General features: G+C 66.9%; 16 protein-coding genes and 1 pseudogene. 10 read left to right on the forward strand and 7 right to left on the reverse strand.

Going from position 1 to position 16,258, the window contains the following annotated elements; genetic code table 11:
• Positions 1 to 9 precede the first annotated feature (9 nt).
• Entirely contained in the window at positions 10 to 831 is an 822-nt protein-coding gene (locus tag IB225_RS03555; RefSeq protein ID WP_192309793.1) for a M15 family metallopeptidase, read from the forward strand.
• Positions 801 to 2,252: an FAD-binding oxidoreductase gene (locus IB225_RS03560; RefSeq protein WP_345776564.1), complete on the forward strand. Its 1,452-nt coding sequence runs from the start codon at positions 801 to 803 to the stop codon at positions 2,250 to 2,252. Before IB225_RS03555 ends, IB225_RS03560 begins: the two co-directional genes overlap by 31 nt.
• A 7-nt stretch (positions 2,253 to 2,259) precedes the next feature.
• Here IB225_RS03560 and IB225_RS03565 read toward each other — a convergent pair whose 3' ends face one another.
• The 5 genes from IB225_RS03565 to IB225_RS03585 all read right to left on the reverse strand — a co-directional run bounded on the left by IB225_RS03565 (position 2,260) and on the right by IB225_RS03585 (position 6,733).
• Positions 2,260 to 2,934: a DNA-3-methyladenine glycosylase gene (locus tag IB225_RS03565; RefSeq protein WP_192309795.1), complete on the reverse strand. Its 675-nt coding sequence runs from the start codon at positions 2,932 to 2,934 to the stop codon at positions 2,260 to 2,262.
• Between the two features lie 4 nt (positions 2,935 to 2,938).
• Positions 2,939 to 3,307, reverse strand: coding sequence for a DUF423 domain-containing protein (locus IB225_RS03570; protein ID WP_192309797.1), 369 nt, complete (start codon positions 3,305 to 3,307; stop codon positions 2,939 to 2,941).
• A 144-nt stretch (positions 3,308 to 3,451) separates the two neighbouring features.
• Complete coding sequence (locus IB225_RS03575) at positions 3,452 to 4,612, reverse strand: polyketide cyclase (RefSeq protein WP_192309798.1); 1,161 nt, start codon at positions 4,610 to 4,612, stop codon at positions 3,452 to 3,454.
• A gap of 241 nt (positions 4,613 to 4,853) precedes the next feature.
• Positions 4,854 to 5,495 (reverse strand): response regulator transcription factor, encoded by a 642-nt coding sequence (locus tag IB225_RS03580; protein ID WP_192309800.1) that lies wholly within the window; start codon positions 5,493 to 5,495, stop codon positions 4,854 to 4,856.
• Complete coding sequence (locus IB225_RS03585) at positions 5,492 to 6,733, reverse strand: sensor histidine kinase (RefSeq protein ID WP_192309801.1); 1,242 nt, start codon at positions 6,731 to 6,733, stop codon at positions 5,492 to 5,494. The genes IB225_RS03580 and IB225_RS03585 overlap by 4 nt, the downstream gene beginning before the upstream one ends.
• Positions 6,734 to 6,912: 179 nt before the next feature.
• On the opposite strand from IB225_RS03585, the gene IB225_RS03590 reads away from it, so the two are divergent.
• The 8 genes and pseudogenes from IB225_RS03590 to IB225_RS03625 all read left to right on the forward strand — a co-directional run bounded on the left by IB225_RS03590 (position 6,913) and on the right by IB225_RS03625 (position 14,391).
• Positions 6,913 to 7,509: a GNAT family N-acetyltransferase gene (locus IB225_RS03590; protein ID WP_192309803.1), complete on the forward strand. Its 597-nt coding sequence runs from the start codon at positions 6,913 to 6,915 to the stop codon at positions 7,507 to 7,509.
• A 2-nt stretch (positions 7,510 to 7,511) separates the two neighbouring features.
• A complete protein-coding gene (gene minC / locus IB225_RS03595) occupies positions 7,512 to 8,273 on the forward strand; it encodes a septum site-determining protein MinC (protein WP_192310840.1) in 762 nt (253 codons plus the stop codon).
• Between the two features lie 44 nt (positions 8,274 to 8,317).
• Positions 8,318 to 9,127: a septum site-determining protein MinD gene (gene minD / locus IB225_RS03600; protein ID WP_192309804.1), complete on the forward strand. Its 810-nt coding sequence runs from the start codon at positions 8,318 to 8,320 to the stop codon at positions 9,125 to 9,127.
• A 2-nt stretch (positions 9,128 to 9,129) separates the two neighbouring features.
• Positions 9,130 to 9,384, forward strand: coding sequence for a cell division topological specificity factor MinE (minE, locus tag IB225_RS03605; protein WP_093486953.1), 255 nt, complete (start codon positions 9,130 to 9,132; stop codon positions 9,382 to 9,384).
• Positions 9,385 to 9,428: 44 nt separating this feature from the next.
• Positions 9,429 to 9,914, forward strand: coding sequence for a hypothetical protein (locus IB225_RS03610; protein WP_192309806.1), 486 nt, complete (start codon positions 9,429 to 9,431; stop codon positions 9,912 to 9,914).
• 215 nt (positions 9,915 to 10,129) lie between these two features.
• On the forward strand, positions 10,130 to 12,103 hold the full coding sequence (locus IB225_RS03615; protein WP_192309808.1) for a M2 family metallopeptidase: 1,974 nt from the start codon (positions 10,130 to 10,132) through the stop codon (positions 12,101 to 12,103).
• Positions 12,104 to 12,175: 72 nt separating this feature from the next.
• The gene (locus IB225_RS03620) at positions 12,176 to 13,726 is read left to right on the forward strand and encodes a hypothetical protein (protein WP_192309810.1); all 1,551 of its coding nucleotides are present in this window, start codon (positions 12,176 to 12,178) and stop codon (positions 13,724 to 13,726) included.
• A gap of 125 nt (positions 13,727 to 13,851) precedes the next feature.
• Positions 13,852 to 14,391 (forward strand): annotated as a pseudogene (locus IB225_RS03625) (metal-dependent hydrolase).
• 88 nt (positions 14,392 to 14,479) lie between these two features.
• Here the strand turns inward: IB225_RS03625 and IB225_RS03630 are convergent.
• Together IB225_RS03630 and IB225_RS03635 are read right to left on the reverse strand one after the other, a co-directional pair.
• Positions 14,480 to 14,890 carry a hypothetical protein gene (locus IB225_RS03630; protein WP_192309811.1) on the reverse strand — a complete coding sequence of 137 codons (411 nt, stop codon included), beginning with the start codon at positions 14,888 to 14,890 and terminating at the stop codon, positions 14,480 to 14,482.
• 18 nt (positions 14,891 to 14,908) lie between these two features.
• On the reverse strand, positions 14,909 to 16,162 hold the full coding sequence (locus IB225_RS03635; protein WP_192309813.1) for a multidrug effflux MFS transporter: 1,254 nt from the start codon (positions 16,160 to 16,162) through the stop codon (positions 14,909 to 14,911).
• Positions 16,163 to 16,258: the final 96 nt, after the last annotated feature.

A 16,258-nucleotide genomic window follows, 5' to 3' on the forward strand; every position in this document is an offset into this window, starting at 1 on the left:
GCTGCGGACATGCGCCGCCTGCCCGCCCAGCCACTGAAGACGCTGCTGCTCAACACGTCGTGGATCGAGCTGTGGCCCGCCGACCTGCTGCGCGTGCGCAGCAATGCCGATGCGCGCGTGCTCGCCGGTGCTCACACGGTGCTGCGCCGCAAGCAGGATGGCCGTTACCTTGCCGCCGTCTCGGCACGCGCGGTCCACCCGCTGGTGCCTGGCCTGCCCCGCGAACCGGGGCTCGACGAAGCCTGGGATGCGCTGGACCAGCTGGAAAGCACAACGCGCGGCTTCGACACAGACGCACAGGGCCTGTTGCCGCTGCATGCGCTGCAGGAACGCCTGCACGGGCTCGGACTGGACGACACGTATGGCGAGCGCAGCGGTCTGGCGCTGGTCGCCGAGCCCGCGGCCCTGGTGTTCGCCGGACGCGACCGTTATCGCAGGCCGCTGTGGCTGACCGCGGCCGCCGCCCGCGCGTGGCTCGCGATGCAGCGCGCGGCCTACCAGGACAGCGTGGCCCTCGAAGCGATTTCCGGCTACCGCAGCCACGACTACCAGCTCGGCATTTTCGAGCGGAAGCTCGCGCGCGGCCAGACGGTGGAGCAGATCCTCACCGTCAACGCGGCGCCCGGCTACAGCGAACACCATGGCGGATGCGCGCTCGATATCGGCACGCCCGGCGAACCGCCTGCGGAAGAATCGTTCGAGCAGACCCTGGCCTTCGCCTGGCTCACACGTCGCGCAGGCGACTTCGGCTTCGTCATGAGCTATCCCCGCGACAATCCGCACGGCATCGTCTACGAACCGTGGCACTGGTGTTATCGGTCGGCAGCCTGACCGGCATGCATCGTCGCGACACACTGCGTTATGCGCTTGTGGCCGGCACCATCGGCGCCCTGCCGGCATGCAGCGACCCGGGCGGCACCGAAGCGCGATCGGCCCACGACATCGCCCGCCTCGACAGCACCCCGCTCGCCGGTGTCGTCAGGCCCACCACCACCTCGGGCGTCGCAGCAGCGTTGCGCGCGTGGCGCGGTGCGGCCTGCATCGCCGGCGCGCGCTTCAGCATGGGTGGACAGACGCGCGAACCCGACGCATTGCAGTTCGATCTGGCCGGCATGGATCGCTTGCTTGCGCTCGATCCCGTCGCACGCACGGTGCGCGTCCAGGCCGGCATGCGGTGGCGCCGACTGCAAACGCTGCTGGATCCGCACGACCTGTCCGTCAAGGTCATGCAGAGCTACAGCAACTTCAGCGTGGGCGGTTCGGTGTCGGTGAACTGCCATGGTCGCTATATCGGCGAAAGCGCGATCGCCACCACTGTGCGCGCCCTGCAGCTTGTCACCGCAGACGGCGGCACGCGGGAACTCTCCCGTGACAGAGAGCCGGCACTCTTCGGTGCAGTGCTCGGTGGTTATGGTGGACTGGGGGTCGTTACCGAAGTGGAGCTGGATCTGGCGCCGAACACGCGTATCGCACGGAAGGTGACGTCGGTGCCGCTCGACGACTATCCGGACTGGTTCGAGGCGAACGTGCTGGGCAAGGATGACGTCGTCATGCACAACGGCGATCTGGTGCCTCCGGATTTCGATGCGCCGTTGGCGATCACCTGGTCGCGCACAAACCTGCCGCTGACCGATGCGCGCCGCCTGGTGCCCGAAGGCCTGGACTACGGCCGCGAGCAGAACCTCATCTGGTCGGCCACCGAACTGCCGGGAGGCGATGCGCTTCGCGAGCGCTACATGACGCGACGCCTGCTGACCGAGCCGCGCGTGATCATGCGCAACTGCGAAGCCAGCCTGGACGTGGCGTCGATCGAGCCACGCACGCGGCGGATGTCCACCTACCTGCTGCAGGAGTACTTCATCCCGATGGGCGCCTTCCGCCCGTTCGTCGCCCGGATGCGAGCCATCCTCCGCGCCGCGGATGCCGGTGTGCTCAACGTATCGATCCGCCACGCGAACGCGGATACGACCTCGCTCATGCGCTGGGCAGACCGCGACATGTTCTGCTTCGTGCTCTACCACAAGCAGCGCACGTGGCAGGACGCGCGTGCCACCGGCTGGACGCGGGCGCTGATCGACGCCGCATTGGACCATGGCGGCCGTTACTACCTGCCTTACCGGCTGCACGCGACGCGCCGTCAGTTCATGCGCGCGTATCCGCAGGCGGAACGGTTCGCCGCAATCAAACGGGACGTCGATCCGGACAACCGGTTCCGCAACCTGCTGTGGGACCGGTACCTGCCGCGCGCCTAGCGTCGTGTCAGTCCTGCGACCGCTTCGTCGGGGTCTTCGCCTCGGTACCCGCATCGGCGATACGCCACAGATACTGCGCCGCATACGTGCGGTAAGGCCCCCATTTCTCGCCGCGCGCCGCCAGTTCCTTCGGCGTCGGCATGGCGTCCATCCTGTCGACGAATTGCGCGCCCTTGCGCACGCCCAGATCGTCGATCGGCAACACGTCCGGGCGACCCAGCCGGAACATCAGCATCATCTCGATCGTCCAGCGGCCGATGCCGCGCACAGGCACCAGGGCCGCGACGATCTCGTCCTCGTGCATCGTCGACATCTGCCGCAGCGTGGGGATCTCGCCGCGCTGCTCGCGCGCCGCCAGATCGCGCAGCGCCAGCGCCTTGTTGCCGGATACGCCGCAGGCGCGCAGCGCCACGTCGTCGATGCGACCCAACGTGTCGAAGTGCAGGCGCGTGCTGGCGATAGCGGTTTCGACACGGCCCACGATGGTGGCCGCGGCCTTGCCGCTCAACTGCTGGTACAGGATCGCCCTGGCCAAGGCGTCGACCGGATCGAACGTCTTCTTCCAGGTGGGTTGCGGTTCGATGTAGCCGATCCGCTTCATCCAGGCGCCAAGCTTGAGATCGCGCCGGGTCAGGTGGTCCCAGGCCTGTTCGGTGTCGAAGCCGCGCGCGTGACGTGGCATGGAATCAACGACGGACGGCGTCGACCGCCCACAGCACCCAGCCCAGCATCAGCGTGATCCCGCCGGCGGGCGCGAGCCGGGTCGGCAGGCCCCACAGCGCACCTCCCACCAGGCTGCCCGCAAACAGCAGCGTACCCAGCAGCAACAGGCAGAGCGCCGCCTTACCCATGCGCCGCGTCGTGCTGGGCGCCAACGCCGCAAGCGCCAATCCATGACCGAAGGCGAACAGCGCAGCCGTCTGTACGTGTGACTGCGCCTGTGCGGCCGCGATTCCATGCGAGGCATACGCGGACAGGCCGACGGCCACCGCGGCAAGCAGGCCGCCGCTCAGGGCGAGGAACGAGGGTTTGCGTTGGCGTCGGTCGTAGTTCATCGGCTCAGCGATCCGAGAATCGGGTGGGCATCCTGCCAGCGGAGGACGCGACATCCCGGCATCGGCACCCCACAAACGCAACGCGCCGCATGAAGCGGCGCGTTGGCGTGGAGCTGGACATCCGGGACAGGGCGTCCGGGAGGTTTACTGCTTGACGGCCCAGTAGATGTCGAACTTGCCGGTGGCTTCGAAGGAACCATCGACACCGGACTTCCACGACTCGTACGGACGGTCGATGACTTCGTGGCCGGCAGTGACAGCCCAGGCGCGCAGCGCGTTGCGCTGGTTGTCGAGCTCGGCCATGTAGCCGGTGTAGCTGGCGAAGGCCGACTTGTGGGCCTCGGTGCGGACGTACTCGACCGGGGCGCCGGACGGGATGGTGACCTTCATCTCGCCCGTCGACGCGACCGGCGTCGCCGGCGGGGTGACCGGGGCAGCGGCTTCGGCAGCCGCTTCAGCTTTCGCCGCGGCGCTGGCCTTGCGGACCGGCTGGGCGATGTCGAAGGCGTACTTCTCGGCACCGAAGTCGGTGGTGATGATGCGCAGCGGGCCGGCGGCGACCAGGCCGTTGGCGTCCATCACGCGCTTGATCCATTCCTGGTTCTGCTTGATCGAACCCTTGATGGCATCGTTGGTGCGGTCGATGTTGCCGGCGGTGACGACCAGCAGGTCCTCAGACGGCACGTCGACGACCTTCAGGCCGGTCAGCGGGCTGCCTTCGGTGCGGTAGTCGAAGTTCGGGACCGTGGCGAGCATGTTGGTCAGCTTGCCCAGGCCGGCCTTGACGGCATCGCCGACGTGGCGGCTGACGTACATGCCGGCGTAACGGCCGATCAGGTTGAAACCGTACGTGACCTGGTAGCTCTGGGTGATCTTGACGTTGCGGTTGTCCTTGCCGGTCGGCTGCAGGTCGAAGGTGGCCTGCTTGTCCGTGCCCATGCGCTTGTCGAGGATCGTGTAGACGATCTTGCCGGCGGCGCCCTGCGTGGCGGGACGCTCGCTGGAGGTGATTTCCCAGCTACCCTGGCCCCAGGCCGCATTGGCGGAATTGAACTCCACCTTCGCGCCGACGCCCGTGTTGTTCTCGCCACCGGAGTAGCTCAGTTCGTTGGCCGCGCTCGGGATCAGCGGGTTCCAGTCCTTCAGTCGACGCACGTTGTTCAGCGTGTCGAACACGATGGTCATGCGGCGGTTGGTCTCGACGCTTTCCTGCAGCGAGCGCGAGGACGGCAGGACCAGGCCGATCACCAGAAACAGCGCCAGAACCAGCGCCAACGCAATCACGAACTCGATCAAACGGGTCATTCAGGAGTCTCCGGGGGCCGGTGCCTCGGCCGTGAAAAAAATGCACCGCGCATCCTAGCAGGGTTGCAGGGCTTCGGGCAGCCCATCTGACACCGGTTGGCCGCCCGATTCCGGCACGTACGCGGGCGCACGCTGCCGGCACGCCAACGGCCCTGTTGCGCTGCAGCGGCGGGCATTCCGGTGGTTGGGCCGGAGACGCCCGGGAGGCTCGGCGCGCTGCACCGGGCCGGGCCTCCTCGCCTCAGACGAGCTGCAGCTCGAAGGCCTTCAGCACCGCGCGGGTGCGGTCGCGCACGCCGAGCTTGGACAGGATGTTGGAGACGTGGTTCTTGATGGTGCCCTCCGCCACGCCCAGCGAGTTGGCGATCTCCTTGTTCGAGAAACCGCTGGCCATCAGGCGGAGGATCTCGGTTTCGCGGTCGGTCAGCGGATCCGGGCGATCCAGGCTGACGAACTCGTTGCGCATGTGCTCCAGCCCGGACAGCAGGCGCTGGGTCACGGCCGGCTGCACCAGCGAACCGCCGTCGGCGACCGTGCGGATGGCACCGACCAGCTGTTCCAGCGAGACGTCCTTCAGCAGGTACCCCTTGGCGCCCGCCTTCAGGCCGGCCAGGACCAACTGGTCGTCGTCGAAGGTGGTCAGGATGATGGTGGGCGGCAACTGACCGGCGCGAGAGAGTGCCTGCAGAGCCTCCAGGCCCGACATCACCGGCATGCGCATGTCCATCAGCACCACATCGGGCTTGATCTGCGGGACCAGGTCCACGGCCTGCTTGCCGTCCGCGGCCTCGGCCACGACCTCGATGCCGTCGTCCAGCGCCAGCAGGGAGCGGATGCCCTGGCGCACCAGGGTTTGATCGTCGACCAGACAGACACGGATCACGGGGGTCCTCCGGAGCTGAGCTCGGGTGTGGGTTCGGGTTGGGGAACGGAAAGAGGGGCGAGCGCCGGGGCCGCCTCGGTGACGGGCAGGGCGATGTACAGGCAGAAGCCCTTCCCTGCCCGCGTTTCGATGCGCAGTTCACCGCCGTACTGGGCCAGGCGCTCACGCATGCCGGTCAGGCCGTTGCCTGCCACCACATGCTGGCTGCCTGCGCCGTCGTCGCGCGCGTCGATCAGGATCCTCGCGCCATCCCGCCGGCAATGCAGCCACAGGTGGCGCGCACCGGCATGGCGGACGGCGTTGGTGATGATTTCCTGCGTGCAGCGGAGCAACACGTGCGCCCGGTGCGGGTCCTCGAGCGTCAGCGGCTCTTCGATGTCCATGTGGATGGCCAGCGACGGGACCTTTTCCGCCAGCGGCATCAACGCGGCACCCAGGTCGATCGAGCCGCTGTCGCGCAGCTGGCTGACGGCCTCGCGCACGTCCGTCAGCAGCAGACGCGCCAACGTGTGTGCCTGCCGCACGTGCTCCTGGGCGCGCCCTTCCGTCATATGGCCGGCCACCTCCAGGTTCAGGCTGAGCGCGGTCAGGTGGTGGCCCAGCAGGTCGTGCAGCTCACGCGAGATCCGCGTGCGTTCGTTGACGCGGGCGCTTTCGGCCAGCAGCACGCGGGTGGCTCGCAACTCGGCATTGAGCCGGCGCTGCTCCTCGCGTGCCTGCGCCTGCTGGCGTGCGACGTACGTGGTGATCAGCACGAAGGCCGAGAATCCCACGTAGAACATCGACTGGAAGAGCGCTTCCCAGAAATTGAAGTCGTCGCGCGCCATGAACGACGGCACCAGCAGCACGTGCGCGGCGAGCAGCCAGGCCACGGCCAGACGCAATTCCAGCAGCCAGGGCAGCACCCCGGCCATGATCAGCAGCAACACGGCGCCCAAGCCGGTCTGGGTGTAGAAGCCCACGCCGATCGCGGTTGCCGTCAGCACCATCGCCAGCGGCACATTCCAGCCCAGCGGCAGGCCATCGCGCCGCCCGTCCAGGGCCCGCGTGGCCAGCCAGTACACGGCGCCGAAGCTGAAGTAGCAGACGGCGGTCAGCGGCAGGTTCACGCCATGCCCGTCCGTCCCGCTGGACGGCGGCAGCACCCACACGTTCAGGATGATGGGAATGCCCACCAGGGCCCACGTGTAGAGGCCTGCGGCGCGCAGCAGGCGGGTATGGCTGAGTCGTCCCAACATCCGGGCATCTTAGGCGGAATCGCCTTCGCCCATGTCCCAACTAAAGTCATGCCGCCGTTGGAACACAGGGCAGCCGGGTTCATCCCCGGCTCACCCGCGCCTCGCCGGTCACCGCAGCCCCATGCGATAATCCGGCCTCGGCCATGTGCCGCCCTGCAAGACCCGTTCGGAGTCAGGTAATGTCGATTGTCATCCGCGACGTGCGCGAGCACGAGCTGGATTCCGTCCTAGCCCTCAACAACAATGCCGGCCTGGCCATCCTGCCGCTGGATTCGGCCAAGGTCCGCCGCTTCTACGAGACGGCCGAGTACTTCCGCGTCGCCGAGCGCGACGGCAACCTCGCCGGCTTCCTCGTCGGTTTCGGTTCCGGCGCCGCGCACGACAGCAGCAACTTCGCCTGGTTCCGCGAGCGCTATCCCCAGTTCTTCTATATCGACCGCATCGTGGTGGCCAGCCGCCGTCGCGGCGGTGGCGTTGGTCGCGCGTTCTACGCCGACGTACAGAGCTTCGCCGAACTGCGCTGCCCGCAGCTGGCCTGCGAAGTCTTCCTCGACCACGGCGCCGATCCGGCCCTGCTCTTCCACGGCAGCTTCGGCTTCCGCGAAGTGGGCCAGAACGTCATGGCCGAGGCGGAAGTCCGCGCCAGCATGCTGATGAAGGAACTCTGCAGCTACCCGTGGGTGCGCGACACCTACGGCGATGCCCTGCCCGACGTGCCGTGGACCCGCACCCGCCTGCTGGCTGACGCCAGCGCACAACGGCCGACCGGTACATGAGCGTGACGCGAGCCTCCATGGACTACGAACAGGCCGGCGAACTGAAGATCGGCCAGGTCGGCATCGCCAACCTCCGCATCCGTACCCTCGACGTCGACCAGCTGATCCGCGAAATGCGCGAACGCGTCGAACGGGCGCCCAAGCTGTTCGGCCGCGCGGCCGTGATCGTCGATTTCGGCGGCCTGACCCGGTTGCCGGATACCGCCACCGCACGCGCCCTGATCGATGGCCTGCGCGGCGCGGGCGTCATCCCGGTGGCGCTGGCCTATGGCACCCGCGAGACCGAAACCCTGTCCGAACAGCTCGGCCTGCCGCTGCTGGCCAAGTTCCGGGCGCAGTACGAGCCGGTGGCACAAGCCGCTCCTGCTCCTGCGCGGGCAGCTCCCGAACCCGCCCCGGCCGCTTCTGCACCGGCAGCGAAGGCTGTGGACGTCAAGCCAGGCCTGGTCCAGAAGACCCCCGTGCGTTCCGGCCAGCAGCTTTACGCCGAGAACCGCGACCTGACCGTGCTCAGCACCGTGGGCGCGGGCGCCGAGGTCATCTCCGACGGCTCCATCCATATCTACGGCGCGTTGCGTGGCCGTGCCCTCGCCGGCGCGCGCGGCAATGCCGACGCCCGCATCTTCTGTCGTGAATTCCATGCCGAACTGGTCGCCGTCGCCGGCCACTACAAGGTGATGGAGGAAGTACCCAAGGAACTGCGCGGCAAGGCCGTGCAGATCTGGCTGGACCAGGACCAACTCAAGATCGCCGCGCAGGACTGACGCGCGGCACTACCCGAACATAAGAACGACCAAGGAGAACACCGTTGGCTGAAATCATCGTAGTCACGTCCGGCAAGGGCGGCGTCGGCAAGACCACCACCAGCGCCAGCATCGCGTGCGGCCTGGCGCGTCGCGGCAAGAAGGTCGCGGTCATCGACTTCGACGTCGGCCTGCGCAACCTCGACCTCATCATGGGCTGCGAGCGCCGCGTCGTGTACGACTTCGTCAACGTCACCCAGGGCGAGGCCACGCTGAAGCAGGCGCTGATCAAGGACAAGCGCTTCGAGACGCTGTACGTCCTGGCCGCTTCGCAGACGCGCGACAAGGACGCGCTGACCAAGGAAGGCGTGGAGAAGGTGCTGAAGGACCTGTCCGACGACGGTTTCGACTACATCGTCTGCGACTCCCCGGCCGGCATCGAGAAGGGCGCCTTCCTGGCCATGTATTTCGCCGACCAGGCCATCGTGGTGGTCAACCCTGAAGTCTCGTCGGTGCGCGATTCCGACCGCATCCTCGGCCTGCTGGACTCCAAGACCCGCCGCGCCGAGAACGGTGAGCCGCTGAAGGCCAACCTGCTGCTGACGCGCTACAACCCGGCGCGCGTGGAAGGCGGCGAGATGCTCAGCATCAAGGACGTGGAAGACGTGTTGGGCCTTAAGACCCTCGGCGTGATTCCGGAATCGGGCGACGTGCTCAACGCGTCGAACAAGGGCGAGCCGGTCATCCTGGACCTGGAATCGCCGGCCGGCCAGGCCTACGACGACACCGTCGGCCGTCTGCTGGGCGAAGACCGCCCGATGCGCTTCATCACCCTGGAGAAGAAAGGCTTCTTCAGCAAGCTGTTCGGAGGTTGAGCATGGGCCTGTTCGATTTCCTCAAGGCGAAGAAGAACACCGCCGAGACCGCGAAGAACCGTCTGCAGATCATCATCGCGCAGGAGCGCAGCTCACGCGGCGCGCCCGACTACCTGCCGCTGCTGCGTCGTGAACTGCTGGAAGTGATCAAGAAGTACGTCAACGTCGATGTCGACGCGGTCAAGGTCGACCTGATCAAGGACGGCGACCACGACGTGCTGGATATCTCGGTCGCGCTGCCGGAAGGCAACAACTGACGACGGGGGCGGACATCCGCTCCGCCCTCTTCGATACAACGGCCATGAACGCTGTCGCGGACACCGTCGAACCCGAGGTGATGCAGGTCTCCGCCCTGCCCTTCGCCGCCGCAGCAGACCTGCTGTCCCGCCATGGCCTGCAACTGCATCGCGTCGACGACGGCGCGCCCATCCCCGGTAGCTACTGGGGCGAACCGGAGGCCGGCGTCATTGCCCACAACGTCTACGTGCGCGGCGACACGCCCGTGCACTCGATGCTGCACGAGGCGTGCCACCTGATCGTGCTACCGCCGGAACGGCGCGCCCAGGTGCACACCGACGCCACCGATTCGGTGATCGAGGAGGACGCCACCTGCTGCCTGCAGATCATCCTCGCCGACGAACTCCCCGGTGTCGGGCGCGCACGCCTGATGGCCGACATGGATGCGTGGGGCTACACGTACCGCCTGGGATCCACACAGGCGTGGTTCGAGCAGGATGCGGACGATGCGCGGGCGTTCCTGCGGGAGCGGGGCCTGCCGTACCGTTGAGGGCGCACCTTGTAGGAGCGACGTAAGTCGCGACCGCACGATATCGGCGTCCATAGGCCTGTCGTAACTGCATCCACCGGCCTTCACGTCGCCGGAAGGTGGACGGTCGCGACTCACGTCGCTCCTACAAGGGAAACGGACGCCGCACTTGCACCCCCTCCCCCGCTCTCACTACCCTTCCGATTCCTGCGCCCGCGCACCTTGAAGGACGTCCCGTGAAGCATCGCCACCTCCTGCTCGCCCTCGCCGTCGGCGCGAGCGTCGCCACGCTCGCCGCCTGCAAGAAGGACGAGCCTGCCGCCGATACGGCCGCCGCACCGGCCGCACCGAAGGGCGAGACCGCCGACCAGTTCATTGCGCGCGTCAACGACGAGTTCAAGAAGATGTATCCGGAGCTGACGGCCGCGCAGTGGCTGTCCAGTACCTACATCAACGACGACAGCCAACTGCTGGCCGCCAAGGGCAACGAGCGCTACCTGACCCAACTCAACAGCTGGATCGAGCAGGCGAAGAAGTTCGAAGGCCAGCAGATGTCCCCGGAAACCGCGCGTGCCATCCAGTTGTTGAAGCTGGCCACCGCGATGCCGGCACCGAAGGATCCGGCCAAGCTGGCCGAACTGACCCAGATCGCCACCAAGATGGAAGGCACCTACGGCGCAGGCAAGTACTGCACCGGCGAAGGCGCGGCGCAGAAGTGCCGGCAGCTGGGTGAACTGGAAGACGTGCTGCGCAGCAGCCGGAACTACGACGAACAGTTGGACGCATGGCAGGGCTGGCACACCATCGCCCAGCCGATGCGCGGCGACTACACGCGCTTCGTCGAGCTGGTGAACGAAGGCTCGAAGGAAATGGGCTTCGCCGATGCCGGCGAGATGTGGCGCAGCGGTTACGACATGACGCCGGCCGAAATCGCCGCCGAGACCGACCGCCTGTGGGGCCAGGTCAAGCCGCTGTACGAACAGTTGCACTGCTACACGCGCACTAAGCTGCAGGCGACCTACGGCGTCGAGAAGGGCCAGGTCAACGGCCTGCTGCCCGCACACCTGATGGGCAATATGTGGCAGCAGGACTGGGGCAACCTGTGGGATGTGTTGGAGCCGTACAAGGGCGCCGGCAGCCTGGACATCACGGGCGCGCTGGAGAAGCAGTACCAGGCGGACTACCAGGCCGCGCTGGCCAAGGCCGGCCCGGGCCCGGGTACCGACAAGCTGTTCCAGGCTGAACGCGAAGCGCAGCTGCAGGTCGCCAGGCAGATGACCGAACGCGCGCAGGATTTCTACACCAGCCTCGGCATGCCGAAGCTGCCGGAGAGCTACTGGACGAAGACGCAGTTCATCAAGCCGATGGACCGCGACGTGGTCTGCCACGCCAGCGCGTGGGACATGAACATGACGGGCGACGTGCGCACCAAGATGTGCATCAAGCCGAACGAGGAAGATTTCACCACCATCTACCACGAGCTGGGCCACGTCTATTACTACCTGGCCTACAACAAGCTGCCGCCGCTGTTCCAGACCGGTGCGCACGACGGTTTCCATGAAGCCATCGGCGACACCATGGTGCTGGCGATGACGCCGGACTACCTGAAGTCGATCGGCATGGTGGACGCCACCGCGCAGAGCAACGAAGCGCTGATCAACGCGCAGATGCGCATGGCGCTGGCGAAAGTGTCGTTCATGCCATTCGGCCTGATGATCGACCGCTGGCGCTGGGGCGTGTTCGACGGCAGCATCAAGCCGGCCGACTACAACAAGGCGTGGTGGGAACTGAAGGCGAAGTACCAGGGCGTGGCACCCGCCACCGCGCGCGGCGAGGACTTCTTCGATCCGGGTGCGAAGTACCACGTGCCGGGCAACACACCTTACACGCGTTACTTCCTCTCGCACGTGCTGCAGTTCCAGTTCTACAAGGGCCTGTGCGACGCGGCCGGCTACAAGGGCCCGCTGTACAACTGCAGCTTCTACGGCAACAAGGCGGCGGGCCAGAAGTTCTGGGCGATGCTCGAGAAGGGCGCCAGCCAGCCCTGGCAGGGCACGCTGAAGGAACTGACCGGCACCGAGAAGATGGACGCCGGCGCCGTGCTGGAGTACTTCGCGCCGCTGCAGGACTGGCTGAAGCAGCAGAACGAAGGCCAGACGTGCGGCTGGCAGGCGCCCGCCACCGCGGCCGCAGCACCCGCTAAACCGTAAGCACGCGAGGCGGTCGGGCACTCAACGGCCCGCCCGCTTCTCAAGACAACGCTCGGCAAGGACGTTATCCGCATGAAACAACGCAAGTCGCTCCACGCCCTTGGCCTGCTGGTGCTCACCGCCCCCCTGGGCGCGATCGCCGGGGTCACCCAGGTCGCTGGCGAAGCCAGCCGCACGCCAGCGCAGGCGGCACCGGTGTGGAAACTGGCGTCGTTTCCGGCGCGTAGCGCTACACAGCAGCAGTACGGCGATCTCCCTGTCATGCGTCTGGTGGAGCTGGAGCGCAGGAATGCGAGCCAGCGGATCAAGGCCACGCAGATCGGGGTCGGACGCAAGCTCGCCAGTGAAGGGATCGCGCGTACGACGCCCGTACTGCGGTGGGTGCCGCTGACAACGGGCGGCGCCGTCGCCCGGCTGCAGGTGGGATCACCGGATGCATTGGGGCTTCGCGTGGGCGTCCAGGTGAAAGACCTGCATCCGCATGTCGAATTGCGGTTCGCCGGCTCCGATGAGCCTGCACGCGTCGTCGCGAAAGTGACGGCAGCAGAAGCACAGGCCTCGGCCGACGATGCCGGCATGTACTGGACGCCCGCTACCGACGGTGCCACGCAGATCATCGAGATCTACCGCCCTGCGCACGTGAAGGCGACCCAGGCGAAGCTGCAGGCGCCACAGGCCTCGCACCTGCTGGCCAACAGCCGCAACGATTTCAAGATCATCGAAAAGGTCGGCGAGTCCGGCAGTTGCAACATCAACGCGGTCTGCCGCGTCAGCCAGTTGGGACCGGCCTACGTGCAGGCGAAGAATGCGGTCGCCCACATGGTCTACGTGGAAGGTGGCAGTAGCTACATCTGCACCGGCACGCTGCTCAACGATACGACCGCGACCACGCAGGTCCCCTACTTCTACAGCGCGGCCCATTGCATCGAAAGCCAGACCGTGGCCAATACGCTCAACACCTACTGGGGCTACGAGAACAGCGGTTGCAGCACCGTCGACGGTCGAAGGAGGAATCCGTTGACCGGCGGTGCCGACCTTCTGTTCGTCGACACCAATGTCGATGCGCTGCTGTTGCGCCTGAAGAATCCCGCGCCCGCGAACGCGACCTTCGCGGGATGGGACGCCAGCACGCTGGCCGCCAACGCCGAGGTGATCGCCATCCACCATCCTGCAGGGGACGCGAAGAAATACTCGCGCGGCCAACATCTCACCGATTTCTACGCAGAGCAGTTCACCGTAGGCTGGCTGGAAGGCACCACCGAAGGCGGCAGCAGCGGATCCGGCCTATTTACGTTGCACGCGGACAATAGTTACCGCCTGCGTGGCGGCCTGTACGGTGGTGATGCGCTGTGCTCCAACAGCGGCAGCCTGACGGACGAGATGAATCGCGACCATTATTCGAGACTCGATCTGGTGTTCCCGCAGATCAAGCAGTGGATCGCCGCCGATCCGGTGCGCGAGAACGGCTCGCAGCCTCTGGTGCGTTCGTCCAACAGCGCGGTCGCGCAAGGCCAGGGGGCACGCACGTCAACGCCCGTGATCGCTACGCCGGCGCGGACCTCGACGCCTGCCGTACGCCAACGCCAGGCAACGCCGCTGCGTGGGGGCACCCTCGAACGTTGAGCCAGGACGTCCGGATAAAGAAAAAGGCCGGCTCATGCCGGCCTTTTTCTTGCGCGCGTCACCGGCTTCATCGTGAACACACAGAACCCGACGAGTCTCGCGGCAACACACTGCTGACCGCGACCATGCCGACCCTCTTCACCCATGCCCTGATGCCCCTGGCGGCCGGCATCGCGCTGGGCACGAAGCGACTGCCGCCCAAGCTGGTGGCTATCGGCATGGTCGCCACGGTGTAGCCGGACGCTGACGTGGCGAGCTTCAAGCTGGGCGTCGAGTACGCACATGCATTCGGCCATCGCGGCGCGAGTCATTCATTGCTCTTCGCCCTGGCATGCGGCGCATCTGCCGCCTGCGGTGCGCGCTGGCTAAGGACGTCAGCAATCACGGCCTTCCTGTTCGTCACCCTGTCCGCCGCCTCGCATCCGCTGCTCGACATGCTGACCGACGGCGGCCTGGGGGTTGCGCTGTTCTGGCCGTGGTCGGATGCGCGCCACTTCGCGCCATGGCGGCTGATCGAAGTGTCGCCGTTCGCGAACCGCTTCTTCAGCGCGCGCGGCGTGGACGTCCTGCTGTCGGAACTACGATGGGTATGGCTGCCGGTGCTGTCGCTGGCGGGACTGGCGGCATGGTTTCGCCACAGGCGGCCACCTGTGGGAGCGACGTAAGTCGCGAACGCATGTCGGGTTAGAGGGAATTCCGACCTCGATCAATCGCGACTTACGTCGCTCCCACACCCACGTTCACTGCGGCGCCTCAGTTGACGTCCGGCGCCGCATCCGGCTTGCGCGCTTTCATCTGCTCGGCCAGTTGCGCTTCGAACTCTTCCAGCGTCTGCCCCTGCGCCGCCGCTTCGATCACCGCGGTGTCGCGCAGCTCGTCCGAGTACACCAGCCGCACCGCATTGCCTTGCGCTTCATGCAGCGCGGCAGCCTGCTTGATCATCGCCAGCACCTCGGCAGCGCTGTCGGAACTGCCGGCGATGCGGCCGTCCATGCCGAGCACCCATACGTCCGCCTGGCGCACGACGCCGGCGAGCAGCTCGCCCTCGGGATTGCGCAGCTCGGCATGCGGCTCGATGGCGGGCGCATTCGCGCGCGCCTGGTTGTGCGCCTTGGTCGCCTTGCGCTTCTTCGCCTCGCGGCGGGCCTTGGACTGGATCGACATGGGGGTTCTCGCAGGACGTCAGAGTTGATCGGTGGGCTCGAGCGCAGCGGCGTTGCTCGGGCATGCCAGCCTACGGCGATGCGCGTGCGACTCCCACTGCCACATCAGCCAGCCCAGCAGCACGAAGCCGGCCATGCCGAGCGCCAGATGCAGCCCATGATGGCTCAACAGCGGCGACAGCACACCGGCGATCACCGCGTTGATGATCAGGTTGCTGAAGGCCTGCAGTGACGACGCCGCGCCCCGCTGGCGCGGATACATGTCCAGGATCGCCAGCGTCAGGATGGGAAACACCAGCGCCACGCCCAGCGCCGCCAGCATCATCGGCAACACCGCCCACGGTACGTGGATGTCGTCTCCGGCCCAGACGTTGTAGCCGACGTTGGCGACCATCGCCAGGGCCATGCAGGCGTAGCCGATCCTCACCAGACGCGTGCCCTCGATGCGTCCGGCCGCACGCCCCGACAGGAACGCGCCCAGCACCATGCCGCCGATGGTGGGCAGGAACAACCAGGCGAACTGCTGTTCGTCCAGGTGCAGCAGGTCCATCACGAACGCAGGCGCCGAGGCGATGTACAGGAACAGCCCGCCGAAGCTCAGCGAGCCCGCCGCGGCCAGCCGCAGGAAGCGCGGATTGCGTGCAATGCCCACGTAGTCGCGCAGCAGGTGGCGGGGCGAGACTTTCAACCGCGCTTCCGGCGGATGCGTCTCCGGCAGCCAGCCGACCACCGCCACCATCAGCAGCAGCGAGAACCCGGCCAGGAACCAGAAGATCATCGGCCATGCGCTCCAGCCCAGGATCCAGCCGCCGACGATTGGCGCGATGGCCGGGGCGATGCCGAAGATCATCGACACTTGGCTCATCAGCCGCTGGGCATCGTCGCCATCGCGCGCATCGCGGATCACCGCACGTCCCACGATGAAGCCCACGCCGGCCGATAGGCCCTGCACGGCACGGAACAGCAGCAGCGTCGCCATGTCGGTGGCCAGTGCGCAGCCCACCGACGCCAGCAGGAACACGGACAGGCCGCCCAGGATCACTTTCCGACGCCCGAACGTGTCCGACAGCGGACCGTGCACCAGGCTCATCAGCGCGTACGTCAGCAGATAGACGCTGATCGTCTGCTGCATCGCCACCTTGTCCGCGCCCAGGTACGCGCCCATGGCCGGGAACGCCGGGAAGATGGTGTCGATCGAGAACGGGCCGAACATCGCCAGCCCACCGAGCAGCAGGGCCAGGCGGCGGTTCGAGATCGTGTGGGGGGCACTCATTGCGGGGAAACTCCGGACAGGCACGGCGCAGGCTTCATGAACAGGCCGCGCCGGGCTGCACATGGTACGCCCAAACCGCCGGTGGCCCGTCCCGCC

It is taken from the genome of Pseudoxanthomonas sp. PXM02, from assembly GCF_014851805.1.
Classification (GTDB): Bacteria; Pseudomonadota; Gammaproteobacteria; order Xanthomonadales; family Xanthomonadaceae; genus Pseudoxanthomonas_A.